This is a genomic window from Halorubrum sp. SD41 (assembly GCF_058630335.1).
The window spans coordinates 59,612-85,921 of sequence record NZ_JBZVGZ010000018.1 but is presented as its reverse complement, the minus strand read 5'-3'; the positions used below and the strand labels follow the sequence as shown (position 1 = coordinate 85,921).

At 71.1% G+C, this 26,310-nt stretch carries 25 protein-coding genes; 10 read left to right on the top strand and 15 right to left on the bottom strand.

Features of this window, described 5'->3' with window-relative positions; translation table 11 throughout:
* Positions 1-305 precede the first annotated feature (305 nt).
* The 3 genes from AC4NMM_RS10270 to AC4NMM_RS10260 all read right to left on the bottom strand — a co-directional run bounded on the left by AC4NMM_RS10270 (position 306) and on the right by AC4NMM_RS10260 (position 5,043).
* A complete protein-coding gene (locus AC4NMM_RS10270; protein ID WP_491924201.1) occupies positions 306-2,792 on the bottom strand; it encodes a DUF2309 domain-containing protein in 2,487 nt (828 codons plus the stop codon).
* A complete protein-coding gene (locus tag AC4NMM_RS10265) occupies positions 2,782-4,269 on the bottom strand; it encodes a proton-conducting transporter transmembrane domain-containing protein (RefSeq protein WP_491924200.1) in 1,488 nt (495 codons plus the stop codon). The genes AC4NMM_RS10270 and AC4NMM_RS10265 overlap by 11 nt, the downstream gene beginning before the upstream one ends.
* A gap of 291 nt (positions 4,270-4,560) precedes the next feature.
* Positions 4,561-5,043 carry an Lrp/AsnC family transcriptional regulator gene (locus AC4NMM_RS10260; protein ID WP_096395484.1) on the bottom strand — a complete coding sequence of 161 codons (483 nt, stop codon included), beginning with the start codon at positions 5,041-5,043 and terminating at the stop codon, positions 4,561-4,563.
* 117 nt (positions 5,044-5,160) lie between these two features.
* Between AC4NMM_RS10260 and AC4NMM_RS10255 the strand changes: the two genes are divergently transcribed.
* The 5 genes from AC4NMM_RS10255 (at position 5,161) to AC4NMM_RS10235 (ending at position 7,240) form a co-directional block, all read left to right on the top strand.
* Positions 5,161-5,559 carry an acyl-CoA thioesterase gene (locus AC4NMM_RS10255; RefSeq protein ID WP_096395486.1) on the top strand — a complete coding sequence of 133 codons (399 nt, stop codon included), beginning with the start codon at positions 5,161-5,163 and terminating at the stop codon, positions 5,557-5,559.
* 84 nt (positions 5,560-5,643) lie between these two features.
* Positions 5,644-5,883: a glutaredoxin family protein gene (locus AC4NMM_RS10250; RefSeq protein ID WP_096395488.1), complete on the top strand. Its 240-nt coding sequence runs from the start codon at positions 5,644-5,646 to the stop codon at positions 5,881-5,883.
* A complete protein-coding gene (locus AC4NMM_RS10245; protein ID WP_491924199.1) occupies positions 5,880-6,413 on the top strand; it encodes a cob(I)yrinic acid a,c-diamide adenosyltransferase in 534 nt (177 codons plus the stop codon). The genes AC4NMM_RS10250 and AC4NMM_RS10245 overlap by 4 nt, the downstream gene beginning before the upstream one ends.
* 78 nt (positions 6,414-6,491) lie before the next feature.
* Positions 6,492-6,818 (top strand): cupin domain-containing protein, encoded by a 327-nt coding sequence (locus AC4NMM_RS10240; protein ID WP_491924198.1) that lies wholly within the window; start codon positions 6,492-6,494, stop codon positions 6,816-6,818.
* Positions 6,818-7,240, top strand: a complete 423-nt coding sequence (locus tag AC4NMM_RS10235) for a rhodanese-like domain-containing protein (protein WP_491924197.1) — start codon at positions 6,818-6,820, stop codon at positions 7,238-7,240. Before AC4NMM_RS10240 ends, AC4NMM_RS10235 begins: the two co-directional genes overlap by 1 nt.
* Positions 7,241-7,264: 24 nt before the next feature.
* Here AC4NMM_RS10235 and AC4NMM_RS10230 read toward each other — a convergent pair whose 3' ends face one another.
* The 4 genes from AC4NMM_RS10230 to AC4NMM_RS10215 all read right to left on the bottom strand — a co-directional run bounded on the left by AC4NMM_RS10230 (position 7,265) and on the right by AC4NMM_RS10215 (position 12,009).
* Entirely contained in the window at positions 7,265-8,173 is a 909-nt protein-coding gene (locus tag AC4NMM_RS10230; protein ID WP_491924196.1) for a Vms1/Ankzf1 family peptidyl-tRNA hydrolase, read from the bottom strand.
* A 553-nt stretch (positions 8,174-8,726) separates the two neighbouring features.
* Positions 8,727-9,071 carry a DUF5802 family protein gene (locus AC4NMM_RS10225; RefSeq protein ID WP_096395498.1) on the bottom strand — a complete coding sequence of 115 codons (345 nt, stop codon included), beginning with the start codon at positions 9,069-9,071 and terminating at the stop codon, positions 8,727-8,729.
* 689 nt (positions 9,072-9,760) lie between these two features.
* Positions 9,761-10,681, bottom strand: a complete 921-nt coding sequence (locus AC4NMM_RS10220; RefSeq protein WP_491924195.1) for an NADP-dependent phosphogluconate dehydrogenase — start codon at positions 10,679-10,681, stop codon at positions 9,761-9,763.
* Positions 10,682-10,776: 95 nt separating this feature from the next.
* A complete protein-coding gene (locus AC4NMM_RS10215) occupies positions 10,777-12,009 on the bottom strand; it encodes a threonine synthase (protein WP_491924194.1) in 1,233 nt (410 codons plus the stop codon).
* Between the two features lie 231 nt (positions 12,010-12,240).
* On the opposite strand from AC4NMM_RS10215, the gene AC4NMM_RS10210 reads away from it, so the two are divergent.
* Positions 12,241-13,119: a helix-turn-helix domain-containing protein gene (locus tag AC4NMM_RS10210; protein WP_096396273.1), complete on the top strand. Its 879-nt coding sequence runs from the start codon at positions 12,241-12,243 to the stop codon at positions 13,117-13,119.
* A gap of 29 nt (positions 13,120-13,148) precedes the next feature.
* Here the strand turns inward: AC4NMM_RS10210 and gcvPB are convergent, their stop codons facing one another.
* From gcvPB to fen, 4 genes are all read right to left on the bottom strand, one after another.
* Entirely contained in the window at positions 13,149-14,579 is a 1,431-nt protein-coding gene (gene gcvPB, locus AC4NMM_RS10205; protein ID WP_096395503.1) for an aminomethyl-transferring glycine dehydrogenase subunit GcvPB, read from the bottom strand.
* 1 nt (position 14,580) lies between these two features.
* On the bottom strand, positions 14,581-15,957 hold the full coding sequence (gcvPA, locus tag AC4NMM_RS10200) for an aminomethyl-transferring glycine dehydrogenase subunit GcvPA (RefSeq protein WP_096395505.1): 1,377 nt from the start codon (positions 15,955-15,957) through the stop codon (positions 14,581-14,583).
* Positions 15,958-16,158: 201 nt separating this feature from the next.
* Positions 16,159-16,542 carry a glycine cleavage system protein GcvH gene (gene gcvH / locus AC4NMM_RS10195; protein ID WP_096395508.1) on the bottom strand — a complete coding sequence of 128 codons (384 nt, stop codon included), beginning with the start codon at positions 16,540-16,542 and terminating at the stop codon, positions 16,159-16,161.
* 164 nt (positions 16,543-16,706) lie between these two features.
* Entirely contained in the window at positions 16,707-17,684 is a 978-nt protein-coding gene (gene fen / locus AC4NMM_RS10190; protein ID WP_491924193.1) for a flap endonuclease-1, read from the bottom strand.
* A gap of 148 nt (positions 17,685-17,832) precedes the next feature.
* Between fen and fer the strand changes: the two genes are divergently transcribed.
* Positions 17,833-18,489: a ferredoxin Fer gene (fer, locus tag AC4NMM_RS10185; protein WP_096395512.1), complete on the top strand. Its 657-nt coding sequence runs from the start codon at positions 17,833-17,835 to the stop codon at positions 18,487-18,489.
* Positions 18,490-18,588: 99 nt separating this feature from the next.
* On the opposite strand, the gene AC4NMM_RS10180 is transcribed toward fer, so the two are convergent.
* Both AC4NMM_RS10180 and AC4NMM_RS10175 read right to left on the bottom strand, forming a co-directional pair.
* Positions 18,589-20,790 carry a DHH family phosphoesterase gene (locus tag AC4NMM_RS10180; protein WP_096395514.1) on the bottom strand — a complete coding sequence of 734 codons (2,202 nt, stop codon included), beginning with the start codon at positions 20,788-20,790 and terminating at the stop codon, positions 18,589-18,591.
* 174 nt (positions 20,791-20,964) lie between these two features.
* Entirely contained in the window at positions 20,965-21,573 is a 609-nt protein-coding gene (locus tag AC4NMM_RS10175) for a YIP1 family protein (RefSeq protein ID WP_096395516.1), read from the bottom strand.
* A gap of 163 nt (positions 21,574-21,736) precedes the next feature.
* On the opposite strand from AC4NMM_RS10175, the gene AC4NMM_RS10170 reads away from it, so the two are divergent.
* On the top strand, positions 21,737-22,204 hold the full coding sequence (locus tag AC4NMM_RS10170; RefSeq protein WP_096395518.1) for a type IV pilin domain-containing protein: 468 nt from the start codon (positions 21,737-21,739) through the stop codon (positions 22,202-22,204).
* A gap of 64 nt (positions 22,205-22,268) precedes the next feature.
* Here AC4NMM_RS10170 and AC4NMM_RS10165 read toward each other — a convergent pair whose 3' ends face one another.
* Entirely contained in the window at positions 22,269-23,393 is a 1,125-nt protein-coding gene (locus tag AC4NMM_RS10165; RefSeq protein ID WP_491924192.1) for a Gfo/Idh/MocA family protein, read from the bottom strand.
* 112 nt (positions 23,394-23,505) lie between these two features.
* On the opposite strand from AC4NMM_RS10165, the gene AC4NMM_RS10160 reads away from it, so the two are divergent.
* Positions 23,506-24,249: a potassium channel family protein gene (locus tag AC4NMM_RS10160; RefSeq protein ID WP_172863965.1), complete on the top strand. Its 744-nt coding sequence runs from the start codon at positions 23,506-23,508 to the stop codon at positions 24,247-24,249.
* A gap of 9 nt (positions 24,250-24,258) precedes the next feature.
* On the opposite strand, the gene AC4NMM_RS10155 is transcribed toward AC4NMM_RS10160, so the two are convergent.
* Positions 24,259-25,227 (bottom strand): sugar phosphate isomerase/epimerase family protein, encoded by a 969-nt coding sequence (locus tag AC4NMM_RS10155; protein WP_096395524.1) that lies wholly within the window; start codon positions 25,225-25,227, stop codon positions 24,259-24,261.
* A gap of 177 nt (positions 25,228-25,404) precedes the next feature.
* On the opposite strand from AC4NMM_RS10155, the gene AC4NMM_RS10150 reads away from it, so the two are divergent.
* The gene (locus tag AC4NMM_RS10150) at positions 25,405-26,304 is read left to right on the top strand and encodes a PspA/IM30 family protein (RefSeq protein WP_096395526.1); all 900 of its coding nucleotides are present in this window, start codon (positions 25,405-25,407) and stop codon (positions 26,302-26,304) included.
* Positions 26,305-26,310 lie beyond the last annotated feature (6 nt).

The window sequence follows — 26,310 nt, the reverse complement described above, 5'->3', positions numbered from 1 at the left end:
CGCTTCGCTCCGGCCGCTCGCAGGCGCAGCGAGGCGCGACGCGCCTCTGGCAGCCGCCGGCGACGCCACCGCCGGCTATTTATAAACGGCGTCGGCGCCGCTGGCGACTATTTAAATATCGAATCGCTGCTACCGATCTGCGGAACTCACTCCCGAAACCGACCAAGAAGCACCATTCAGCGACCGGGTGTTTCATCCCAAGTTATATTTGAAGAACAGGGTTTCAACAGGGCCAAACGGCTCTAAAGTGTCGGAATCGGCGCGGGGGGTACCGGCGACGCACCCCCATTGAACGGGCTGTGACCTCAGTCGTCCGCCACGGCGGGGACCGTGCGCGGCTCCGCGTGCGCTTCGGCCGCCTCGGGCGTCGGCGCCCACGCCAGTTCCCCCTCGTAGTGGAAGGCGCGGTGGTCACGCGTCGGGTCGACCACCGTCAGCGAGAGCCAGTCGTTGTCCAAGAGCCCGGTCACCGCCTCGTTGTCGGCCAAGACCTCGGTGACGCGGTCGACCGGCGCGTGGACGACCGTGGAGAGGCGGAGCGGCTGGTGGTACGGGGTGTCGGCGTCGGCCATGAGCGACTGGAGCGGGAGGCCGGTCATCAGGTCGCCGCCGTTGCCCTGGTAGACGCCGACGTTGCCGACCGGATTCTGTGTCACCTTCGACCCGCTGCCGTACGCCGCGTTGTCGACCGTCGAGAAGTAGTACTGCGCGTTGATCCACTGCGTGACGACCATCGGGCCGGTCAGGATCGCTTCGAGCGCGTCGCCGTCCGGGTCCGTCTCCCAGTCGTACGAGTGGAGGAAGGCGCGCCCGTCGAGGTCGAGGTCGCTCGTCAGCTCGCGGGGACCGACGACGAAGCCGGCGTTGCCCGCCAACCCCCACTCGGGGCGCGTCTCGGCCCAGTCGCCGGCGCGGCGCTCCGCCTCGCGGACGGCCGACCCTCCGGCCTCCTCCCCGGTGCGCTCGGCGGCGGCGCGCTCGCGGGCGGCGTCGAGGTCCGAACGCAGCCGTTCGAGGTCCGCGGCGTGCGACTCCGGCACGTCGCCGTCGTACAGCTCGATCTCGTCGGTCGTGGTGTTGTGTTCGGCGGCGAGGAAGACGGTGTCGTCGGGCACGTCGATCCCGCGCTCGCGCAGCCCCGCCTTCACCGCGGGGTCGTTACAGATCGCGGCGAGGGCGCGCGCGTTCGGGCCGCCCGGGTTGCCGGCGCAGGCACCGCAGTCGAGGCTGGAGTCGTAGGGGTTGTTCGCCGTCTCCGCCGCGTGGCCCGTGAAGACGACCAGGCGACCGAACGCCTCCCAGCCCATCAGCTCGAACGCGGTCGCGGCGTACTCGACCCGCTCGTCGCGGGTGAGCCCAGTCGGAAGCCCCCCGCCGGAGTCGTCGTGCTCGTGGACGCCCGGCTCGCAGAACTCGTGGTCCCCCGGCACCGCGTCGTCGGCGCCGTCGAGCAGGTCGCGCACCCGGCCGGGGACGAGCGTGCGCGCGGCGAGCGCGAGCCCGTACCCGCTCCCGGCGCCCTCGACGAAGCTGAACGCGGTGGCGGGATTCGACCGCAGCGTCTCGACCACCTCGCCGGCGGCTTCGCGGAGGTTCCCCAAGCGGTCGCGGCTCGCCCGCGCGTCGTCTTCGGCCGGAACCTCAGAGACGCGGTGTTGCGGGTCGACGATCGGCGGACAGGCGTCGACGGACACGTCGGCGTCGTACCCGGTGTACTCCATCGGGACGCCGAAGAAGCCGGCGTACCCGTGCGTCTCGTAGTCGCCGGTCGCCTCGACGTGCCGGCGGATCACCTCCGAGCGCGTGTCGATACAGAAGACCAGCTGGGCGGCCGGCCGATCCGGCGCGCCGCCGTCGGCGCGGGCCCCGGGCTCCCCGTCGCGCACCTCCTCCCCGTCGCGCGCCTCGCTCTCGGCGGCGACCCGCTCGACGAGCCCGTCGCGGTAGGTGGCCTCCCACGCGCTCAGGAACCCGTCGGCGATCTCGTCGCTCGCGTCGACCGCCGGACCGTCGGACCCCTCCGGCGGCGAGACGTCGACGCCGAGGGAGTCCGCCAGCGCCAGCCGGGCCGCGAGGTACCCCTCCGCCGTGATCGGGTGCGCGGACTGCCACGCGCCGCCGTCCTCGGCGCGCCGCTTGAGCAGCCCGGTCCACCCGGGGAGCGCGGCGAACTGCGCCTCGAAGACCGACTTCCACCGGTCACGGGGGTACGGCTCCAGCGCGGCCTCGATCGCTTCGGTCGCCGACGCCGGCAGGTCGGCGACGAGCCCCTCGTCCGGGACCTCGTCGTCGTAGGCGGCGACCGACCGGAACGCGTCGTAGAACCCCGCCTCGCGGTTCGGCATCGCCCACTCCGCCTGCCCCTCGTCGAGGAACGCCGACAGCCACTTCGTCAGCACGCGGTCGACGCGCTCGGCGTCGGAGTCCGCCGCCTCCGCGTCGTCGGAACCGCTCGATTCCGCCGTCTCCTCGGCGTTCTCCAGCCGCTCCAGCAGGGCTTCGGGGTCGCCATCGTAACCCCGGTCGGTCAGTTCCGCGTCGAGCAGGTCGGGGTCGATACGTCCCTCGTCGAGGGCCGCCCGGAACGTCTCCGCGCGCGGGTAGCCGCGCCCGCCGAGGAGGTCCGCCGCCCGGCTCACGGCCTCGTCGAACGGCCGGTCTTCGAAGCCGGCGAGGGGATTCGCGGTCACGAACGAGTGGACCGGCCAGACCGAGCCGACCGCGGTCGCGGCCGCGTCGATCTCCGATTCGATGCCGTCAGCGTCGTCGTCGATGCCGATTTCAGTTGTCATCGTACTCCTCCGTGGCGGTCAGGACGGTGTCCGGTGCGGGTTGGCCCGCGTTCAGCAGCGCGACGTAGAGGCGCTCGCTCCGCTCGTGGGCGCCGGTCTCGACCGCGACGTACGCCGCGAGGAAGGCGACGGCGACGAGCGCGTGGAGCGCGGTCAGCTCGGTCGGGGCGGAGACCAGCGGCAGCCCGGCGAGCAGCCCCGAGACGGCCCGGTACGCGAGCGCGTACACGGCGATGGCGGGGAGCGCGACCAGCGGGACCGCCGCGTAGCGGGCCGCCGTCGAGAGGGCGGTCCGCCGGACGGCGCTCCGGGCCGCGTGGAGCGTCGTGAGCGTCACGAACCCCGCGAGCAGCAGCCCGCTGTCGACGCTCGTCCCCTTTCCCGTCAGGAGCGCGAACGTCGCGCCGCCCGCGAGCCCGGTCAGCAGGACGACGACCGCGCCGGCGACGCCCGTTCCGGCGGACTCGGGGCCGGACTCCGTCGGGGCGACGCGCTCGACCTCGTCGCCCGCGCTCAGGAAGTGGTACGCCTTGTAGAAGCCGTGTAAGACGAGGTGCGTGACGGCGGCGCCGAAGAAGCCGAGCCCGGCTTGGACGATCATGAATCCCATCTGGCCGACCGTCGAGCAGCCCAGTTCGCCCTTGACGTCCGACCGGACGGTCTTGAGCAGTTTCCCGGCCAGCGCGCTCGCGGCGCCGACGACCACGATACCGAGCATGAGCCACGTCTCGACGGTCACGACGGGCGCGAAGCGGGTCAGCAGTATCCCGCCCGCGTTGACGAACCCGGCGTGCATCAGCGCCGAGGCCGGCGTAGGGGCCGTCATCGAGGAGAGCAGCCAGCCGTGGAACGGGACCAGCGCCGACTGGATCATCGCTGCGAGGACGAGCGCGGCGCCCGCGACGAGCCACGCGGGTCCACCGAGTGAGTCGGCGCTCGCGGCGATCCCCGAAATCGTCGTCGCACCGGTCGCCCACCACAGCGCCGTCACGGCGACGCCGAGCAGCGCGCTGCTGGCGAGGAAGTATTTACGGGCGACGCCCGCGGCGGCCCGGGCCTGCGGCCAGCCGTCGACGGTTCCGATGAGCCGCGCCATCAGGAGCCCCATCGCCAGCCAAAAGCACCAGAACAGCGCGACGTGGTCGGCCGCGACGAGCGCCATCACGGCGAGCGTGAACGCGGAGACCCCGAGGAAGAAGTCGGTCTCGTGGGCGCTCCCCGCCATGTAGCGGCGCGAGTAGCTGTGGACGATCCCGCTGAAGAACGTCACGACGACCCACAGCAGGACGGTGAGCCCGTCGACGGCGACCGCGCCGGGAACCTCCCACGGCCCGCCGAGTCGGACTCGGGCGACGAGCGCGGCGACGCTCGCGGCGAACAGCGTCCACGCGAGCCGCGTTAGTGCGACGGGGACGACCGACGACTCGGCCGTCTCCCGGAGCGCTCCGCCCGTCGGTTTCGAGGTGCGTCCTGACATCGTTCGACTCGTCACGCGACCGCCTCCGGCGTCCGGAGGGAGTCCGGATCCGATTTCGGTCGCATCTATCCTTCTTCGAGAACACAACGCCTATTAAAACTGCCTGTATTCACAAACTGTTCGAATAACCTGTATTATAGAACATTATGTTTTCTCTCCCTTCGATCGACCGTCCGACCGGCGACCGGCCTCCACGTCGCGTGTGCCGTCGGCCGATGGTCTCCGCGTCGCCGTACACTCGGCTGATCGGCGTCGGCTGCGCGGGGGCCCCGTCTCAGCCCGGAGCGGTCGTCATCCGCCGTCGCCGTTCCGCTCCGAGTCGAACCGGCCGAAGGGCGTCGTCTCGTGGGTCCGCACGAGGACCTCGTCGGCGACGGTGACGCCCATGTCGAGGAGTTCTTGGGCCACCGGCGTGATGTCGTCGTCCGACTCGCCGACGACGGTCACGAGGAGGTTCTGCTCGCCGGTCACCAGCTCTTGGACCGACACGACGCCGTCGATGTCGAGGATGTCCGGAATGAGTTCGCCCCGTTCCGGTATCGAGGCGGTGCAGTACAGCAGCATCCGGAGCGGATACCCAGACCGCTGGTAGTCGACGCTGGCGCTGTACCCCTTGATCACGCCGTCGGACTCCAGCCGCCGGATGCGCTTGCGGACGGTGCTGTCCGAGGTGCCGGTCCGCTCCGCGATGTCTCCGGACGACGTGTTCCGCGCGTCTTCCTGTAGCGCGTACAGGATCGCCCTGTCGACGTCGTCGATCGCGCCGTTGTCCATGCCTCGTCGATACGCGCGTGTCGTTTTTATACGTTGTCGAGGCCGCCGCGTCCGCGTTTTCGGCCGCGGTCGTCCCGATCCCGACGCCTACATACGACGCCCGCCAGTGGGTCGGATATGGGAACGTACACCGCGGCGATCGACGTGCGGTTCCGCGACATCGACGCGATGGGCCACGTCAACAACGCCGTCTACGCGACGTACGTCGAGCAGGCGCGGACGCGGTACTTCCGCGACGTCCTCGACGCCGACCTCGCGCGCGTCTCGACGGTGCTGGCGTCGATCTCGATCGACTTCCGGCGCCCGATCGAACTCTCCGACGGCGAGGTCACCGTCACCGTCGACGTGGCCGACCTCGGGCGGTCGAGCGCGACGATGACGCACGAGGTCCGGGTCGGCGACGCGGTCGCCGCGGAGGCCGAGGCGACGCTCGTCTCCCTCGACCCGGAGACCGGGGAACCGGCGCCGCTGCCCGAGGAACACCGGGCCGAGATGGAGTCGTATCACGACCTGTGAGGCCGTCGAGGGGGACGACCGGACCCGGTCGGTCGGGCCGCACCGGACGCACACCTTCTTGACGGCGCGGACGGATCGATCGGTATGAGCGTTCGACTCTACGCCCTCGACGGGTGTCCGTGGTGCGAGAAGGCGGCCGACGCCCTGAACGACGCGGGCGTCGACTACGAGACGGAGTGGGTGGAGGCCCTCCACTCTCGGCGGAACGAAGTGAAGCGCGTCAGCGGCCAGCGCGGCGTCCCCGTCCTCGTCGACGAGGAGCGCGGCGTGACGATGGCCGAGAGCGCGAACATCGTGGAGTACGTCGAGAGGACTCTCCAATGAGCATCTACACCGGCCGCGGCGACGAGGGCGAGACCGACCTCCGGGACATGAGCCGGGTGTCGAAGTCGAGCCACCGGATCGAGGCGTACGGCTCCGTCGACGAGGCGAACGCCCTCCTCGGCACGGTCCGTCCGACGGGCCACGACGACGTCGACGATCTGCTGGAGACGGTCCAGAACCACCTCCACATCGCCCAGGCCGACCTCGCCAACCCCGACCCCGATCCGGACGACCCGCAGGTGGAGAGCCGCCACACCGAGGAGCTGGAGGAGCACATCGACGCGTTCGACGAGGAGCTGGAGCCGCTCACGTCGTTCGTCCTGCCCGGCGGCGGCGATGCCGGGGCGGCGCTCCACCACGCGCGCGCCGTGGCCCGACGCGCGGAGCGGCGCGTCGTCGACCTCGCGCGCTCGGAGCCGATAAACGAGGCCGTCGTCACCTACCTCAACCGCCTCTCCGACCTCCTCTTCACCCTCGGTCGGGTCGTCAACGCGCGCGACGGCGAGCCCGAGGAGTCGCCCTCGTACTGAGCCCGCTTCGTTCCGACCGCGGGGTCGACACGAGTCCCGAGCGCGCGACTTTTCCCCGTCCCGCGCGTGGAGCAGAGTATGACGCTCGACAGCTACGCGGCGGCGGTCTCCGGTCACGACCCGGGACCCGGCGAGGTCGAGACCGCGGAGATCCTGGTCACCGACGACGTGCTCGTGAAGGCGTTCGTCCTCGGCCCTGACGCGTCGGTCGATCCCCACGAACACGCCGACGCCACGAACGTGTTCCACGTGTTGGAGGGGGAGCCGACCGTGGTCCGCGACGGCGAGGAGGCGGCGCTCGCGGCGCCCGCGGTGGTGCCGAACGAGCGCGGCGCGGTCCACGGCGCCCGCAACGACACCGACGACCGGGCCGTGCTCACGGCCAGCATCGCACCCCTCCCCTGATGGACGGCGAAATCGACCCCGCGGAGCTGTCGGCGCTGCTCGATGAGCGCGACGACTCCGGGGACGATGTCGACGGCGCCGACGGCCTCGCCGAGGAATCCGAATCGCTCCGCGTCGTCGACATCCGCGACCGGCGCGCGTTCGACCGCGGCCACCTCCCCGACAGCGAGTGTATCCCCTTCCCGGAGCTGACGAGTCGTATCGCGGAGTTAGAGGGGGCAGAGCGGATCGTTACCGTCTGTCCGCACGGCGTCGCCAGCCAGCAGGCGGCCCAGCTGATCGGCAGCTACGAGGGCACGCAGGACGCGCGCGTCGAGAGCCTTCGCGGCGGCATCGAGGCGTGGGAGCGGGAGGTCGGCGAGCTGACCGAATCGGAGAAACCCGACGCCGACCCGGACGAAGGCCCCGAATCGCCGTTCTGAGAGAGACCTCCTTTTAAATCGGGCTCAGATCGCGCGGACGCGGACCCGCCAGAAGTCGCGGAACGCGTCGTCGAGCGCCCCCTCCGGCTTCCCGGTGGCGTCCGAGACGTCGGTGACGTCGGCGCGGTCGCGCACCCGCCCGAGGACGCTGCGCTCGCCGACGGCGATCACGCGGTCGAGGTCCTCCGCGTCTGCGACCGCGGCGAGCGCCTCGTTCGCCCGGTCGAGGTGGTCGTCGATCTGCCCCTCGCGGCGGCGCTCGAATCGGCCCTGCGAGAAGCCGCCCTTCGAGTGCGCCTCCTTCACGTCGCTGGTGAACCCCTCGAACGCGACCCGCTCCGCGCCCTCGTAGGTGCCGACGGCGAAGACGTCGGAACGGACCAGCGCGAACGCGAACCGACCGGTCGGGCGGAACCACGCGTCATCGAGCCGGAACCGGTCGCTCCACCGGTCGAACGGCTCGGGCTCAACCGGCGGCGTCAGCGCCGCGCTCACCGCGCCGGTGTCGTCGGCGAGGACGACCGCGGGCGCGGCCCGGCGGACCAGCTCCGTGCGGTCGCCGAACCAGTCCGAGACGGTCGCGGGGACCGAGTCCGCGTCGGGGACGTACGCCGTGAGCAGCCCCTCGGGGTCGTCGCTCTCGACGGCGCGGAAGCGGTCGAGTACGTCGGCTAGTTTCGAACCGCTGTAGTCGCTCACGCGCCGGAAGTCGATCGACTCCTCGCTGCCCTCGGCGCGCTCCAACCGCTCCTCCAAGGATTCGATCCGGTGTTCGAGCTCGTTGACGCGCTCCTCGGCGCGCTGTCGGTCGGCGACCGCGTCGGAGCGCCGCTCCTCTTCGGCCTCGGCGCGGCGTTCGAGGTGGCGCTTCTCCTCTTCCAGCTCCTCGATGCGTTCCTTCAGCTCGGCGCGCCCGAGCAGCCTGTCGATCATACCGAATCCGCGACCCCCTGCGACCTAAAAGGTGCGTCTGCGGCGGCGACGTGGTCGAATCTGTTTATAAATGGATGCCGTGCGGTGGCGCGCGCCTCCGAGCGGCCGCCGAAGGCGGCCGTGAGGAGCACGCGCGAGGGAGTCGGGCGCTCCGAGGGCGACCGAAGGGAGCCCGAAGGACGCGCCCGACGAGGCTGGGGAGGTGTGAGGTGCTGTGCGGAGCGGTGCGGGGCGGGACTCAAAGGGGCAGTCGCGAGGCGGGCGCAGGCGACGCAAGCACCGCAACGAAGGAGCGAGCAGCGCGAGCGACTGAGTGAGGAGCACAGCGAGCGTGCGCCCGCCTCGCGACTGGGGCTTTGGAGGTGTTCACGGCCGCTCTGCTGTTGGCTATTTATAAGCGAGCGGCCGGGGCTCTGGCGGTGTTCACCGCGGAGGTAGCAGCCATTTATAAGCGAGCGGCTGAGGGTTCGGGAGCGTCCTCCACCCCTGTCCGACTGTCTATTTATAAATAGCAGCTACGATCGACGGGAAATCCGGAGTCGCTTTTCGCGTATCACGCGTTCACGTTTGGCTCCCATCCCTCCCAGCGCAACAGCTTCTCCGCCCGATCCGCGTCCGCCAACAGCACGTTCCGGCGGTCCGGGAGCGTCTCGTCGGCGAGTTCCTGGGGAATCGCGAGCGTGCCGCTGGGTACGTCGTCGTCGCCGCCGACCGGGATGTGGCCGCTGTCGACCTTCATCACGAGCGGGGCGTCGAGTCGCTCGACCCCTTCGCCGTCCGCGTACAGCTGCTCGTTGACGCGTTCGTGGTCCGCCCGCTGGATGACGGCGCGCTCGCCGTCGCGGGGTTCCACGTACAGTTCCCCCAGGTAGTAGCCGCTCGAGAATCGCTCGAACATTCTATGCGTGGTATCCTCTACCACGACTGTACATAAGTGTTTCTCGGACGGGATTAACCCTGATAATCGGGGTGAGATGTAGGCCCCATGGAACATCCATTGGACGTCGCGTTCAATATTTTATCCGAATCAGCCGGGGGAACGAATCTGCTTATAAATCGCAGATCGACACGGACACGCCCGAAGCCCCAGCCGCGAGGCGGGCGCACGCTCGCTGTCGTTCGAGACGGCGAAGGCGTCTCGTGATGACGAAACGGCGGAGCCGTTTCGAACCACGCTCCTCACTCGGTCGCTAACGCTCCCTCGTTGTGGTGCTTACGTCGCCTGCGCCCGCCTCGCGGCTGCCCCTTCGAATCCCGCCCCGCACAGCACCGCAACCGCCGGAAGACGGTCCTGCTCACTTCGCTGCGCGGGCTGCGACTTCCGTGCTCCCGCTCGCTCCCGCTGGTCGCTCGCGGGACCGCACCTCACGCCTCCCCAGCCTCGCGGCTCCCTACGGTCGCCGCGTCCCTCGCGCGTGCTGTCTCGCGCCCTTCGGGCGCTCGCAGGCACGCGCCACCGCACCGCGGATCGGTCGTCGCTTTCCCCGTATTGGGCTGATCTCGGTTCGGCGCGAGAGCCGTTCGCCGACGCCCTCGTGTGGGACCGATGCCGCGTGGTCGCCGTCGCCGTCCGCCCGCCATCTGACCTCAGTCGCCGTCGCTCCGACGCGCCACCTCGTGGCGCCCGAACCCGTACCGCAGGCGGTTCGCGAGCCGGCGCGAGAAGCGCCCCTCGTTGCGCGAGTCGAACCGCTCCGCGAGCGCCTGGTAGATGATCGGCACCGGCACCTCCTGTTCGAGCGCCTCCTGGACCGTCCACGTGCCCGTCGAGCCGCCCGCGACGTGGTCCGCCACGTCGCCGAGGTCCGACCCCTCCTCGCGGAACGCCTCCTCGCAGAGCTCCAGCAGCCACGACCGGATCACGGCGCCGTTGTTCCACGTGCGCGCCACGGACTCCATGTCGAGGTCGTAGCGGCCGTCGGTGAGCAGTTCGAACCCCTCGCCGTACGCCTGCATCAGCGCGTACTCGACGCCGTTGTGGACCATCTTCACGTAGTGGCCCGAGCCCGACTCGCCCATGCGGTCGTGGCCGTCCGGCCCGGTCGCGACCGCGTCGAACACCGGCACGAGCGCCTCGTAGGCCCACGCGGGGCCGCCGACCATCAGCGAGAAGCCCGCCTCCGCGCTCGCTGGCCCGCCGGAGGTGCCGCAGTCGAGGTACGCGGCGTCCGTCGCCTCGGCCCGCCGGACCGACTCCTCGAAGTGGGAGTTGCCGCCGTCGACGACGACGTCGTCGCCGTCGAGGTGCGGCTCCAGGTCCGCGAGCGTGGCGTCGACCGCGTCGCCCGCGGGCACCATCAGCCAGATGCGCTTGCCGTCGGCCTCTCCGGAACCCTCCAGCCGGTCGCACAGGTCCGCGACCGAGTCGGCCGGCTCCGCGCCGTTCTCCGCCGCCTCCGCGGTCGCCTCCGCCGAGAGGTCGAACGCGACCACGTCGTGGCCCGCTTCCAGCGACCGGTTCGCGACGATCTGCCCCATCCGCCCGAGTCCGATGACGCCGAGTTCCATGCGCGAGGGGTGGCGACCCCCCGCCGTAGTGGTTCCGGTTCGACGACTCGGTCGCCAACTCGGCCGCGTCGGCGGTCGCCCGGCGCCGTCGTCGCCTACTCGCCGGCCGCTGCCTCGACCTCCCGCTCGCCGAGGTGCGCGCGGAGCGCGTCCACGTCCTTGTTGCCCGCGCCGGTGTTCAACAGGACGACCGTGTCGTCCGGGCCGAACTCGCCGGACTCCGCGAGCGCGAACGCGCCCGAGACCGCGGCCGCGCAGGTGGCGCCCACCTCCAGCCCCTCGCTCCGCGCGACCTCGATCGCGGCGTCGAGGATCTCGCGGTCCGTCGTCGCCACCGCGCCGCCGTCGGACTCGCGGACCGCCTCCAGGATGAGGTGGCTCGCGCCCGGGTCCGGGATCGCGATCCCGTTACAGGCCGTGTCGACCTCGCCGTCGGGGACCGGGTCGTGGCGCTCCGCGCCCGACTCGTAGGCGCGGACGACCGGCGCGCAGCCCGCCGCCTGTGCGGCGTACATCGGGACCGGCTCGTCGGTCCACCCCAGCTCCCTCGCCTCCCGGGCGGCCTTGTGCATCCCGACGAGGCCGACGCCGCCGCCGGTCGGGTAGACGACGCCGTCGGGCGCCTCCCAGTCGAGCTGCGCCAGTAGCTCCAGCGCCATCGTCTTCTTCCCCTCGTGGCGGTACGGCGTGACGAACGTCTTCGTCGAGTACCACTCCGGGTGCTCCTCGATCGCCTCGGCGTACGCCTTCCCGGCGTCGCCGATCTGCGAGTTGCCGTCGACCGGGTCGGTGACCGTCAGGTCCGCGCCGTGGACCTCCGTCATCGCCTTCTGGGTGAACCCCGCCCGCGAGGGGAGGAACACGTGCGCGTCCAAGTCCGCGCGGGCCGCGTACGCCGCGGCGGCCTGCCCCGCGTTGCCGGCGCTGTTCAGCGCCACCTCGCTCGCGCCGTGCTCGCGCGCGGCCGTCATCGCGGCCGCCTGCCCGCGGTCCTTGAACGTCCCCGTGGGGTTCGCCCCCTCGTCTTTCAGCAGGACGCGGCCGACGCCCATCGCGTCCGCCAGCGACGGACACTCGACGAGCGGCGTGGCCCCCTCGCCGAGCGACACCGCGGTCTCGGCCGGGAACGGGAGCAGTTCGTCGTACCGCCACATCGAGCCGTCCGGGCGCGCGTCGAGCGTTTCCGGGGTCAGGTCGATCCGGTCGTAGTCGTAGTCGGGGTCGAGGATGCCACCGCAGTCGGGACAGCGATGCGTCGCCGCCGCCGCGTCGAACGTCTCCCCGCAGTCGACGCAGGTCAGGCCGACGAACGCGTCTGTCGTCTCCATGCGACCGCGCTCGCGCGCCGGGGACTTCGGTGCTGCGGTCGCGGCGGGCGACGAGCGATTCGGTGCTGCGGTCGCCCCCCGCGCCGATTCGTTCGGCGTCGCGACCGTGGCGGGTACTTAGGTTCGAAACGTATGAAGGGGTACGCCGAGGGGGCCCGCCGTCGTATCACCGCACGGGATGCTCGTTTCAGCGACCGCGTCCGATCCGCCGGGGGAACCGAGGTGGGACCGATGAGCCGAACCGACCTGCGGTTGGACCTCCCGACGGGATCGTGGCTCGGGGACGTCTCCCGGCGCGTCCCCGCGGCGACGCTCCGGGTCGCGGAGACGATCGCGGTCGACGGTTCGGCGGCGAGCGCCGACGGTTCGGGTGTCGCCGACGGCGACGTCCAGCGGCCGACCGACGGGGATCCGGAGGTGGCCGCGACCGTCCGCGTCGGCGGCACCGACCGGGACCGGGTCGAGACGGCGCTGCGAGACCACGAGCGCGTCTCGCGCGCGACGGCGGTCGAGCGCCGCGGCGACGTCCGCACGCTCCGGGTGGTCGGCCGCGCCCCCGCGTACCTCCCCGCGGCGCGCGCGGTCGGCCTCCCGCTCGCGTCGACGGTGGAGGTGGTCGACGGCCGCGCGACGGTGACCGTCCTCGGGGACCGCGACCGGATCGAGGCGTTCGGCCGGCGGCTCGCGGGCGACGGGATAACGGTCGGCGTCGCCGCCACCGGGGGTGACGGCCCGGGTCGCACGCTCACGGAGGCGCAGCGTGACCTCGTCTTCGACGCGGTCCGAGCGGGGTACTACGACACCCCGCGCCGGTGTACGCTCACGGAGCTGGCCGAGGCGAACGGGATCGCGAAGTCGACGTGTAGCGAGACGCTCCACCGCGCCGAGGGACGGGTGATGCGCCGGTTCGTCGACGGCGAGGGGCCGTTCTCGGAGTCGGACGCCGAGGGCGCCGCGAGCGGCGAGACCGGACCCCCTGAGACGGCGGCGTTCGACGACGAGGAGTTCGACGGCGGGGAACGCGACGACGCCGAGCGCGACGCCGAGGAGTTCGAGGCGAGCGATCCCGAGGGCGAGGAGCCGGCGCGGTCCGCGGCGACCGAGCCCTGACGCGGCCGGGATCCGCTCTCAGGCCCCCGCTACTCCCCGTCGAGCGCCTGCCACGAGAGCCGCGGGTTCCGCGCGGCGCCGACCTGGTCGATCCGCGCGGCCGCGGTCCGGTTCGGCGCGGCGTCGAGCGCCTCGTCGGTGTCGGCGTACGCGAGGTTGAACGCCTCCGCGAGGTCGTCGAGGGAGGACTTCCCTTCGATCTCCGTCGGCTCCGTCAGCATCGCCTCCGGCACCATCTCCGGCCACTTCGTCGTCGGCGGGTGGACGCCGAAGTCGAGCATGCGCTTGGCGACGTCGGCCGCGTCGCGGTCGCCCGCGGTCGCGGCGAACTCGTGGTGGAAGGGACCGAACGGCACGTCGAGGTCGATCCGCTCGGCGAGGTAGTTCGCGTTGAGGACGGCCTTCGCGGCGGCGTCGGCCAGCCCCTCGTCGCCGAGGCGGGCGACGTACGCGTACGCCTTGATCAGCACGAGCCAGTTGCCGACGAACCCGTGGACCTTCCCGATCGTGTGCTCGGGTTCGAAGCGCTCGTACCCCGACCCCTTCTCGGTCTCCCGGACCCGGGGCGTCGGGAGGAACGGCGCCAGCTCGTCGACGACGCCGACCGGGCCGGCGCCCGGGCCGCCGCCGCCGTGCGGGGTCGCGAACGTCTTGTGGACGTTGTAGTGCATCACGTCGAACCCCATGTCGCCCGGGCGGCCGCGGCCGAGCAGCGCGTTGAGGTTCGCGCCGTCGTAGTAGAGGAGTCCGCCCGCGTCGTGGACGATGTCGGCGATCTCCGTAATGTCGCGCTCGAAGAGCCCGACGGTGTTCGGGTTCGTGAGCATGAGGGCGGCGGTGTCGTCGCCGACGGCCGCCTCCAGCGCCTCTAAGTCGACGCGCCCGTCCTCGCCCGAGGGGAGTTCGACGACGTCGTAGCCCGCGGTCGCGGCGGTCGCGAAGTTCGTCCCGTGCGCCGACGCCGGGATCACCACCTCCGAGCGGTCGTTGCCGCGGTGTGCGTGGTACGCCTTCGCGACGAGGATGCCCGTGAGCTCGCCGGCGGCGCCCGCGGGCGGCTGGAGCGTGACGGCGTCCATCCCGCCGATGTCCGCGAGGGCCTCCTGGAGCCGGTGCTGGAGCTCCAGGTTCCCCTGCGCCGAGCGCGCGGAGCGGTCGGGGTGGATCGCCGCGTTCGGGTCCGCCGCCACGTCCTCGGTGAACTTGGGGTTGTACTTCATCGTGCAGCTCCCCAGCGGGTACGGCCCCGAGTCGATCGCCCAGTTCATCTGCGAGAGCCGGGTGTAGTGGCGCGCCGTCTCCGGCTCCGAGGGGTTCGGCAGCGTCAGCTCCTCGCGGGTGAGGTCGTCGGGCAGCGGCGAGTCCGCGCGCACGTCGACGGTCTCTTGGCCCTTCTCCGAGAGCAGCGGCTCCCGGACGCCCTCTCCCTCTCGCTCGTAGTTCGCTTGGTCGTGAATCATCTCACAGCACCTCCTCGAAGGCCGCGACGAGGCCGTCCGTCCGTCCGGCGTTCAGGTCAGTGACGCACACCTGAAGCAGGTGGTCGTCGATCGCGTGGACCGCGAACCCCTCGCCTTCGAGGTCGGTCGCGATCGCCTCGGCCGGCTGGTCGACGCGCACCGCGAACTCCCGGAAGTGGTGGCGGTCGTGGACGGGCGCGGCCGCGCCGGACAGCTCGTCGATCCGCGCCGCCAGCGCCTCGGCCTCGCGGACGCAGTCGTTCGCGAGGTCGACGAGCCCGTCGGGCCCGAGCGTCGCCGCGTGGATCGCCGCGCGGAGCGCGACCCACGCCTGGTTCGTACAGATGTTCGAGGTGGCCCGCTCCTTGCGGATGTGCTGTTCGCGGGTCTGGAGCGTCAGCGTGTACGCGCGGGTGCCGCCGGCGTCGGCGCCTCCGGCGCCTCCGTCTCGCGCCCCCTCCGGCGGCGCGCGCTCCTCGCTCGCGCCGACGAGCCGGCCGGGGACCTGCCGCAGGAACTCGTCGCTACAGGCGAATATCCCCAGTCCCATCCCGTAGGCGGTCGGCAGGCCGAGCGAGCCGGCCTCGCCGACGACCACGTCGGCGCCGACCGCGGCGGGCGATTCGAGGACCGACAGCGCGACGACGTCCGACCCGAGGACGAACAGCGCGTCCGTCTCGTCGGCGAGGTCGCCGATCGCGGCCAGCCGCTCCTCGATACAGCCGCGGACGGTCGGGCTCTCGGCGTACACCATAGCGACGTCGTCGCCCGCGCGGTCGGCGAGGGCGTCGACGTCGGCGGTCCCGTCGGTCATCGGGTACGTCTCGACGGTCAGGTCGGCGCCGTCGCAGTAGTTCTCCAGCACCGCCCGCTTCCCCTCGCGCAGCTGTTCCGGGACGAGGACGGTGTCGCCCGCGGTCGACCGCACGCGGTCGGCGAGCGTCGCGGCCTCGCCGAGGGCGGTCGCGGCGTCGTACATCGAGCAGTTCGCGACGTCGAGGCCGGTCAGCTCGACCAGCATCGACTGGTACTCGAAGAGCGCTTGGAGGAACCCCTGCGACACTTCCGGCTGGTACTGGGTGTAGCTCGTGAGGAACTCCGCGCGGTCCGCGAGGTGGTCGACGACGCTCGGCACGTAGTGGCCGTAGTGGCCCCGGCCGAGGAACTCCGTCAGGTCGTCGTTGCGCGCGAAGACCCGCGCGCACTCGTCGCGGATCTCGCGCTCGGTGCGCGCGTCGATGCCGAACTCCCCGTCGAAGGCGACCGCCTCGGGGATGTCGAACAGCGCCTCCTCGTCGTCGACGCCGATCGCCGCCAGCATCGCCGCGGTCTCGTCGTCGGTGTGGGGCGCGTACGGCGTGCCGTTCGCCCGGCTCATCGCTGCGCCTCGCCTCGTCCGCGGTCGGTCGACCGCTCGTCTGTGGCCCGTCGGTTCGCGGCTCGTCGATTCGCGGCTCGTCGGTTCGCTGCTCGTCGGTTCGCGGGTGAAGCGGCGTCGGAAGGTGGCGTGGTCATTGTCGTGTGTCGGGTGGATGTGTCGTCCGGGGCTCGCGGCCCGCTTTCGGCGTCGGTCCGGCTGTCACGCGATCTGGTCGTCGTACGCGTCGGCGTCGAGCAGCCCCTCGGCGTCGCCGCCGTCGACGGGCTCGACCTCGAGCATCCAGCCGTCGCCGTACGGGTCCTCGTTGACGAGCTCCGGGCGGTCGAACAGCTCCTCGTTGACCGCGACGACCTCGCCCGAGACGGGCGCGTACAGGTCCGAGACGGCCTTGATCGACTCGACGACGCCGAACGACTCGCCGGCCGCGACCTCGTCGCCGACCTCGGGGAGCTCGACGAACACCACGTCGCCCAGTTCGTCCTGCGCGAAGTCGGAGACGCCGATCCGAACGGTGTCGCCGCCGGTCGTCGCCCACTCGTGCGATTCCAGGTACCGTCTGTCGTCGGGAACGTCGAAGCTCATTGGTCAGGGTCGCCGCGGGCCGCTCGGGATCCGGCCCGCGACACGTGTGAATCACCCTTCTGACGACGAGGAAATAAAAGGTGTGTTCGCGGCGGCCGCGGCGGCGGACGACCGTCGGACTCCGACTCGGCTCGCCCCGCCGGACCGCCGCTCGACGCCTCCCCTCAGGTCCACCGATCCAGCCCGGTCTGGACCTGCGACTCCGCGATGCGCTCGAACCCGCGCTCGACCTCGTCGGCGTCGACGCCCCACTCGTCGACGACGTACGCGCGGGCGGCCTCGACGTCGGGGTTCACGTCGGCGTCGACCGCGACGTCCGCTGCCGGCGGGTCCATGAACAGCTCGCGGACCGCCTCGGCGTTCGGGATCTCGGCGTCGCGCGCCTCCAGGACTCCCCACAGGTCGCCGTGCGCTTTCACCGCTTTCACCGCGGTCTTCGGCCCGACCCCGCGGACGCCCTCGTTGAAGTCGGTGCCGCAGAGCATCGCCACGTCGACGAGCCCCTGCCGGTCGAGGTCGAGGTCGTCGAGCGTCGCGGCCAGGTCCATCAGCTCCGGGTCGCCCTTGCTCGTCAGCTGGCGGAGCGTCGTCGGCGCGCCGAACAGCAGGGTGTCGTAGTCCTCGCTACCCGCGTGGTCGACGGTCCCGGTCGCGGCCATGTGCGCGCACTGCGCCTCCCCCTCGGCGGGCGCTTCGACGATCGGCACGTCGAGCAGTTCCAGCAGCTCGCGGGTCGTCTCCTGGATCGTGTCGGTGAGCCGCTGCGTGCGCGCCTCCAGCCGCGCGGCCTCGACGGCGTCGCCGCGCTCCTCGGCGGCGGCCCGTCGCTCCTCGGCCTCCTCGCGCTTCTCGCGGCGCTCGGCCACCTCGTCGGCCTTCAGGTCGGTGACGGCGCCGTCGAACACCATCACCGGGATCAGGTCGTGCTCGAAGAACTTCGGGAGCCCCTGGACGACGCCGATCAGGTTCGCGACCTCGACGCCGTCGGCGGTGGTGTACGTCTCGTCGCTCGTCCACTTGACCGTCGTCGTGAGGTAGCGGTACAGCCAGTTGTGCGCGTCGACGGCGACGACGCTCCCCTCCAGTTCCTCGAAGGGGGCGTCGCGGATCGACGCGAGGTCGCGTAAGTCGGCGTTTCCCATTACCGGTGGGTGGGGCGCGCCGCTCTTAAACGCTGACGGGTCCGCCGTCACCGGCCCGCGCCGGCCGGTCGGTCCGTCGGCCGCCGCGCTCCCCCTGCCGACTTCTGGGCCGTTTATGTGCGTCACGCGCGTACGTCTCCGCGTCTGAATGGTCTCTCCGTTCGAGGTGTTGGAGGTCGACGAGGACGCCGACGACGAGGCGGTCGAACGGGCCTACCGCGAGCGCGTCAAGCGCGCGCACCCCGACCAGGGCGGTTCGATCGAGGAGTTCCAGCTCGTCCGCCGCGCCTACCGGGAGCTGTCCGAGCGCGACGGGAACGGCGACGGGAGCGACGACGGAGTCGACCCCGCGGACGTCGACCTCTCGGAGGGGGACGACGCGCGCGAGCCGAAGTCGACCCGCGTCGAGTTCCTCGACTACGAGGCCGTCGTCGACTACGGCTGGTCGCTCGACGACGACGAGCTGTTCCGAAAGGCCGGTCAGGCCGACCTCGGCCCCGACGCCCACGGCCGCCTGCTCGTCCACCCAGACGAGAGCCTGCTGGAGGCGGCCGAGCGAAGCGGCTTCGCGTGGCCCTTCTCCTGTCGCGGCGGCGCCTGCGCGAACTGCGCCGTGTACCTCGCGGAGGGCGAGCTCTCGCAGCCGACCGACCACATCATGCCCGACGACCTCGCCGAGCGCGGCTTCCGGCTCTCCTGTAACGGCTACCCGTTGACCGACGAGCTGTCCGTCGTGTTCAACGTGAAACAGCGACCGGAGCTCGACGACCTCATCCTCCCGCCCGGGCCGTTTACCCGGCGGTGATCAGCGGATCGCGCCGAGCGCCGCTGACCGGGTCGAAACCGACCGTCCGCGAAAAGATCCTTCGAACGGCTTCGCACCGCGATCGGCGACGGCCGCCGATCAGAACGCCTCGGCGACGGCCGCGACGACGGCGTCCTCGACGGCGTCGCGCTCGCCCGAGAGGAACTCGATCTTCCCCTCGCGGACGCCCGCGGTGGCGACGTCCGCGTTCGGCGCGAGCTCGGCCGCGCGCTCGGCCACGTCGCGGACGGAGACGTCCGCGGTCGTCCGGACGTACAGCTCGTCGGTGCCGACGCCGACCGTCGCGAACGGCTCGCCGTCCGCGCGGCGCCGGTGGAGGTCGTCGAGGAGGAGCGGCGTCGGCGGGAAGTCGTACCGGTGGGTGTAGCCGTCGGTGTCGAGCAGCGCGAACTCGACGCCGTCGACCGCCTCGGTCACGACGTTCGCGTCCGCGGTCTCGATCTCGGTCTCTAACTTCTCGCGGAACTGCTCGGAGACGTGCGCCGCGAGGTTGCCGCCGTCGGAGAACAGGAGGTCGGCGATGAGTTCGCGCTTGTCCTGATACGACTGGTAGTACGCCTCCAGGGCGACCGCCTCGCGGAGCTCGGCGACGCGCTCGGCGTCGTAGCCCGCGTCGCGAGCGAGATCGACGTACCGCTCTGGGGCGTCCGCCCAGTAGCTCACGGCCGGCAGGTGCCGCAGGTCCGCGCGGACCTCGCCGTTGATCGCGGACGCCAGCGAGGCGACGAGCGCGCCCGTCGAGAGCGTCTCGTCGCCGCCGACGTCGGCCAGCTCCGGCGAGACGAGCGTGTCGACCGCGTCCCGCGTCTCGGGGTCGGCGACCGCGGCGTCGACGACGACCGCGTCGACCCCGTACACCGACAGCAGGTCGATGCCGTCCGCCGACTCGGTCGTCGAGCCCGTCCCGACGAGCAGGAACAGCGGGAGCTTCTCGTCGTGGCGGTCGCGGTCCTGGAGCATCCGGGTCGCGTCGTTGGTGGCCGCGTCCATCCCGTACACCGGCTCGTCGAGCGGGCGGCGGGTGAAGTAGTGGTACTCGGCGTCGCTCTTCGAATGTTCGTCGCGGATCAGCGGGAGGACGGCGCGCTCGACCGCGGCGCCCGCGACGTAGCCGTCGGCGGTCGCCGGGTGGCGGACGACGATCGGCCGCGATTCGAGAATCGCGCGCCGGACCGCCTCGGCAGCGTCGAGGAGGCCGTCCGCGAGCTCGGCGACCGTCTCGTCGCCGGCCAGCGGCTGGAGCCCCTCGGGGCGCGCCTCGTCGGTGAGCGCCTCGGCGATGCGGCGGCGGACCGCCTCGGCCGCCTCGCCGTCGAGGAGGACGAGCGCCTCGGACTCGACCTGAACGTCGCCGCGGTGGCTCTCGACCTCGCCGTCGACCCGCACCGCGTCGCCGACCTCGACGCCCGGGTGCGCCCGGACGCCCGGATCGACGAACGCGGCCACGTCGACGGCGCCCGTCTCGTCGCTGACCTCGAACACCGTCGGGCCGCCGGTCTGACGGACGCCGACGACCTCGCCCTCGATCCGGACCGACTCGCCGACCGCGTCTTCGAGCGTCTCGACGGACACGCGCTCGGGTTCCGCGTCGGGCTCGGCGTCCGCAGAGGCGTCGGGCTCGGCGTCCGCAGAGGCGTCGGCTTCGCCGGTCGGTTTGACCTCGCCGGACATCGTCTCACCACTCGGATCGGGGTCGGCGTCGGACTCGACGACGTCGTCGCCGACAGGCGCTTCGGCTTCGACGGCGTCGGCGGCCGGCTCCTCGTTCTCGTCTTCCGCGGAGGCTTCGTCGGTCGATTCTTCGGGTTCGGTGCTGCCCTCGTCCGTCGTCCCCACGTCTGTCGTCTCCACGTCTGTCGTCTCCTCGGGCTCGTCGTCGCCGTCGTCGCCCGGCTCCTCTTTGGGGAGGTGTTCCCCGGAGGACTCCTGGACGAGGACGCCGCGGAACTCGCGGTCGGCCTGTCGGATCGACCAGCCGAGGTCGACGTTGCCGTTGTCGCGGACGCCCTTCACCTGGACGAACACGTCGTCGCCCGGCTCCCAGTCGAGGCTGTCGAGGCGGCGGTCCAGTTCGGAGCGGTGGAGCAGTCCGGTGACGCCCGGCGCGAGGTCGACGAACACGCCGAACTCTGCGTACCCGTCGACGACGCCTCGGTAGAACCGGCTCGGAACCAGATCGTCGGGAGAGTCGCCGCGGAAATCGAACACGACGTCTTCTTGGTGCGAGTCGCAGACGCGACCGCCCCCGACGTCGGTGCCACAGATGATACAGGATCCCATTTGAGTACACCGAGAGTCTCGGGCCTAAAACGGTTGTCGAAAGCCCGCTAGCCGACTCGACGAGAACGCGGCGAACGCTCGGCCGTCACGCTGCGAACGCTCGGCCGTCACGCTGCGAACGCTCGGCCGTCACGCTGCGAACGCTCGGCCGTCACGCTGCGAACGCTCGGCGCGTCACGCGCTCAACAGCGTCCGCGCCGCGGCCACGACGCGGTAGCCCACGCCGTAGCCGAGCGCGGCGGGGGGGAGCGCGGCCGCGACCGTCCGGAACGGTCCCAGCCCGTGGACCGCGCGGAACCCGACGAACAGCAGCACCGCGGCGTACGCACCACAGAGGACGCGGAGCTCTGGAATCGCCGGTCCGCCGAGCGCCATCGGCGAGCTCGCGTACGCGACGACCTGAACCGTCTCGCTCACGCCGCCGCGGTCGCGGAGCGCCAGCCCGCCGTCGAACTCGACGCTCGCGGCCACGACCGAGACGGTCGCGACCGCGGCGGTCAGGTGGAGGCCGACCGGCGCCGCCAGCGCGACCACGACGAGGAACACTACGACCTCGGACAACACTCGCGAGGAGGGGACGACGACGGGCATCGCCGCGGGGTCGGAGGCGATCCAGCCGAGCGTGAACGCCGCGGCGACCGCGACCGCGAACGTCAGCGCGGGCGCCTGGTCGCCGGGCGCGATCCCGTTCGCGAACGCCCGCCGCGGCCGGACGAGCACCTCGACCCACGTGCGCGCAATGCCGCGGAGCCCGCGCGGTCGACCGCCCGCCGAATCGCTCATCCGAGACGTCACAACCGGAGTTCGACCGCGCGGAATAACCCGTTTCCGGTTCGCTTCGCCCCGCGAGATTCGGTCCGGTCGCTCGGCCCCAGCCCCTCAAACTTATCATCGCTGATACGCGGCGCGCAAACCCTTATATCGACCCCGGCTGAGTGTCGCTCGAATGGTCGCGTTCCGAGACGACGAGCGAGGGTTCACCCCGCTGGCGGGGACGGGGCTGCTCGTCGGGGTCGTCGTGCTGCTGCTCGCGCTCGTCGGCGCGGCGGTGTTCGGGCTCATCGACGGCGTCGCCCCCCCGGACGCCGAGTTCGAGGGGCAGATAGAAGACGGCGAACTCGTCGTCGTGGCGCTCGGACCCGAGCCGGTTCCCGCCGAGGAGCTGTACGTCCGCGGCGAGGACCCGGACGGGAACGTCCAGTTCGGCGCGTGGCCGGGCGACGGCGTCGTCAGACCGGGCGATCAGGTCGTCGTGCCCAACGCCACCGGCAACGAGAACTTCGAGGTCGTCTGGGAGCCGGTGGCGTTCGACACCCGCGAGACGCTCGGCAGCTACGACGGCGAGGATTCCGCGATCCGGGAGTGGGGCGGGGAGAGCGGCGGCGGCACCCCGGGCGGCGCCGTCGGCGTCTGAGGCCGGTCCGGGCGGCGGTCGAGGAACACGGCCGCTCACCCGACCGCGGTCTCCCCGCGAGCCCTCACTCGACGGCGACCCACTCGCCGCGCTCGTCGGCGCGCTCGATCGCCGCGAGCGTCTTCTGAACCTCGTACCCGTCCTCGAACGACGGCTCGAACGAACGCCCCTCGGCGACCGCCGAGAGGAACTCGTAGTCCTCGTGGACGAACGTGTGTTCCCACCCGATCACGTGTCCGGGGGGCCACCACCGGTCGACGTACGGGTCCGACTCCTCGGTCACCAACACCGTCTCGTAGCCGCGGTTCCCCTCCCGGAGGACCTCCAGTTCGTTGAGCCGCTCCAAGGAGAACTTCAGGCTCCCCTTCGTCCCGTGAACCGCGACCGTGTGGTCGTTCTTGTGCCCCTCGGCGACGCGGCTAGCCTCGAAGCTTCCGGTCGCCCCCGACCCGTAGGCGACCTGCGCACTGTACGCGTCGTCGACCGTCACGTCGCGGTACTCCTCGATTTTCCCCTCGTCGTCGTAGACGGGCCGCTCGTCGACGAACGTCGTCAACTGCCCGGAGACGCGGTCGATCCCGCCGACCGCGTCGCCGACGAGGAAGTTCGCGAGGTCGATCGTGTGCGCGCCGAGGTCGCCCAGCGCGCCCGATCCGGCCATCTCGGCGTCCATCCGCCACGCCCACGGCGCCTCGGGGTCGACGAGCCAGTCCTGGAGGTACCGCCCGCGGACCTGTCGGATATCCCCCAGTCCCCCGTCCTCGATCAGCCCCTTCGCGTAGCGGATCGCGGGGACGAACCGGTAGTTGAAGGCGGTGCCCGCGGGCACGGTCGCCGCGGCCGCGGCGTCGCGCATCGCCGCCGCCTCCTCCAGCGTGGGCGCGAGCGGCTTCTCACAGAGGACCGGGATCCCGGCTTCGAGGGCCGCGATCGACGGCTCCGCGTGGACGTGGTTCGGCCCGAGGTTGTAGAAGACGTCCACCTCGTCGAGCGCCGCCTCCCAGTCGGTCGCGGTGTGCGAGAAGCCGAACCGCTCGGCCGCGTCCGCGAGGGCCGCCTCGTCGCGCCCGACGAGCGTGTGGCGCTCGATCTCGGGCGCGTCCGGGAAGAACATCGGGAGCCGCGCCATCGCGTTCGCGTGCGCCCTGCCCATGAATCGATACCCCAGCACGCCGATATTAAGCGTCATGCGTCCCGTTTCTGCGGGCACCGGTTTAGCTGTTCTCACGACCGCCGAAACGAATGTGATCATTGTTCACACGCAGCGTGATGTTCATATGTCATCGCGCGAACGCACAGCCGTGTCAGTCACCGGACGCACGGTCAGGGAATCGTTGGCGTGGCGAGCATTCAGGCCGATCACCGCCCTCCTGTTGGTCGTCGCCAGCGGAATCGCGGGGTTCGTCTCGCTCGCTGGCATCGGTCCGATCGAGGCGGCGTTCTGGCTGATCGACCCGGCGAGTATCAGCGTCCACTATCAGGCCCGCGCCGGCGACGGTCGGCAGGTGAAGGCGTTCGCCACCGTCGTCTTCGTGTCGCTGGTCCTCGCGGGGGGGTGGATCGGCGAGACGGTCCTGACGGCAGCGTTCGGTGGCCGGATGCGAGAGGGAATAGAACGCATGCAGACCAAACGAGCCATCGACGAACTCGACGACCACGTGATCATCTGCGGCTACGGCCTGTTCGGTCGGACCGTCGCCAGACGGCTTCGCGAACAGGGGCGACCGGTCGTCGCCATCGAGCGCGACAGGGACACCTTCGGACGCATCGACACGGAGTCGGTGTTCGCCGTCGAGGGCGACGCGAGGGACGAGTCCGTGCTCCACGAGGCGGCGATCCGCGACGCCGACGCCGTGGTCGCCGCCATCGACGACTCGAACGCCAACATCCAGATCGCCATCACGGCGAGCGGCATCGCCCCCGACGTGCGGCTCGTCGTCCGCGTCGGCGACGACGACTACACCTCGGTCGCGCGTCGGGCCGGTGCCGACGAGGTGGTCATTCCGGAGGTGTTGAGCGGCGAGGACGTGAGCGACTCGCTGTGACCGAGAGTACTACGCCCAGTAGGCGTCGCCCGGCTCCGTCTCGAAGACGGCGCGGTCGAGCACGTCGACGGCCTTCTCTAACCCCTCCCGCGAGGAGGTGAGCGAGTCCTCGTGTTCGATCGACAGCGCGCCCTCGTAGCCGACCATCCGGAGCGTCGAGACCACGTCCTTCCAGTGGTCCTCGCCGTGGCCGTAGCCGATCGAGCGGAACAGCCACGAGCGGTCGGCCTCCTCGGCGTAACCCGTCGTGTCGAGGACGCCCTTCACGCGGGCCTTCGCGTCGTACACCTTGGTGTCCTTCGCGTGGACGTGGTGGATCGCGTCGCGCTCGCCGAGGAATCGGATCGCCTCCGTCACGTCGATCCCCTGCCAGTAGAGGTGCGAAGGGTCGAAGTTGGCGCCGATCCGGTCGCTCGTCGCCTCCCGCAGCGCGAGCATCCCGGTCGGCTCGTACACCAGCATGTTCGGGTGCATCTCGATGGCGACGTCGACGCCGTGGTGGTCGGCGTGCTTCGACAGGTCGCTCCAGTAGGGGATCGCCACCTCGTCCCACTGGTAGTCCAGCGCGTCGGCGTGCTCGGTCGGCCACGGCGCAGTGACCCAGTTCGGCGTCGAGTCGCCGGGCGCCCCGGCGGGGAGCCCGGAGAAGCAGGTCACCGTGTCGACGCCCAAGTGGTCGGCCAGCTCTATCGCATCGCGCAGTTCTCGGTCGGCCGCCGCGGCCCGCTCCTCGTCGGGATGAAGCGGGTTGTTGTGCGTCGCCAGCGCGGAGATCCGGAGGTCGTGACCGTCGAGCAGCGCCCGGAGGTCCTCTCGCGCCGTCTCGTCGTCGAGGAGCGTCTCGCGGTCGACGTGGTCCTCGCCGGGCCAGCCGCCGACGCCGAGTTCGACGGCGTCGACGCCGATCCCGTCGAGGTACGCGGCCGCGTCGTCGAGCGGTTCGTCGCCCAAGGGAACAGTTAGCACGCCGATGTCCATGCGCGGGGCTACAGCGACGCTCCGGATAAGCCTTCAGGAAGCGTCGGCGTCGACGCCGGTCGAATCGCCCGCGGATCCGAGGCGCTGGTCCGCGGCCGCGCGTTCCCGCCGCGAGCCGGGCCGCTCCGCGCCACGAACCGCATGAGGTTTTAACGGGTGGAACGCGTACGACGTGGTATGGGAATCCTCTCGCGCGCCTCCTACGTCGTCCGCTCGAAGGTGAACGCCCTCCTGAATCGAGCGGAGGACCCGACTGAGTCGCTCGACTACTCGTACGAACAGATGCGCGACGAGCTCCAGGACGTCAAGCAGGGGATCGCCGACCTGACGACCCAGAAGAAGCGCCTGGAGATCCAGAAGCGCAAGCTCGAAGAGAACGTCGAGAAGCACAACCGCCAGGCCCGCGAGGCGGTCCAGCAGGACCGCGACGACCTCGCGCGGAAGGCCTTAGAGAAGAAGAAGTCGAAGATGACCCAGATCGAGGAGCTGGAGGGGCAGATCGCCGAGCTGAACAACACGCAGGAGCAGCTCGTCGAGAAGAAGAACAAGCTCCAAAACCGCATCGAGGAGTTCCGCACGAAGAAGGAGACGATGAAGGCCCGCTACGAGGCGGCCGAGGCGTCCACTCGCGTCTCGGAGGCGATGACCGGCGTCGGCGACGAGATGGAGGACGTGAGCCGCTCGATCGAGCGCGCCGAGGAGCAGACCGAGGAGATGGAGGCGCGCTCGGAGGCGATGGACGAGCTGGAGGACTCCGGCGCCTTCGAGGACGCGCTCTCCGACAAGGACAACATCGACCGCGAACTGGAGAGCCTCTCGACGGACAGCGAGGTCGACGCCGAGCTGGAGACGCTGAAGGGCGAGCTCGGGAAAGGCGAGTCGACCGACGACGGCGACGCCGCCGTCAGCGACGAGGAGGTCGACGCCGAACTGGAGGACATCGAGTCGGAGATCGACTCGGACGACCTCGAAGCCGACCTCGATGGTGACGGCGGTTCCGGGGACGCCGACCTCGACGAGGAGCTCGACGTCGAGCTCGAGGAGTCGGAGTCCGACGCGGACGAACAGCGGAAGTAAACTACC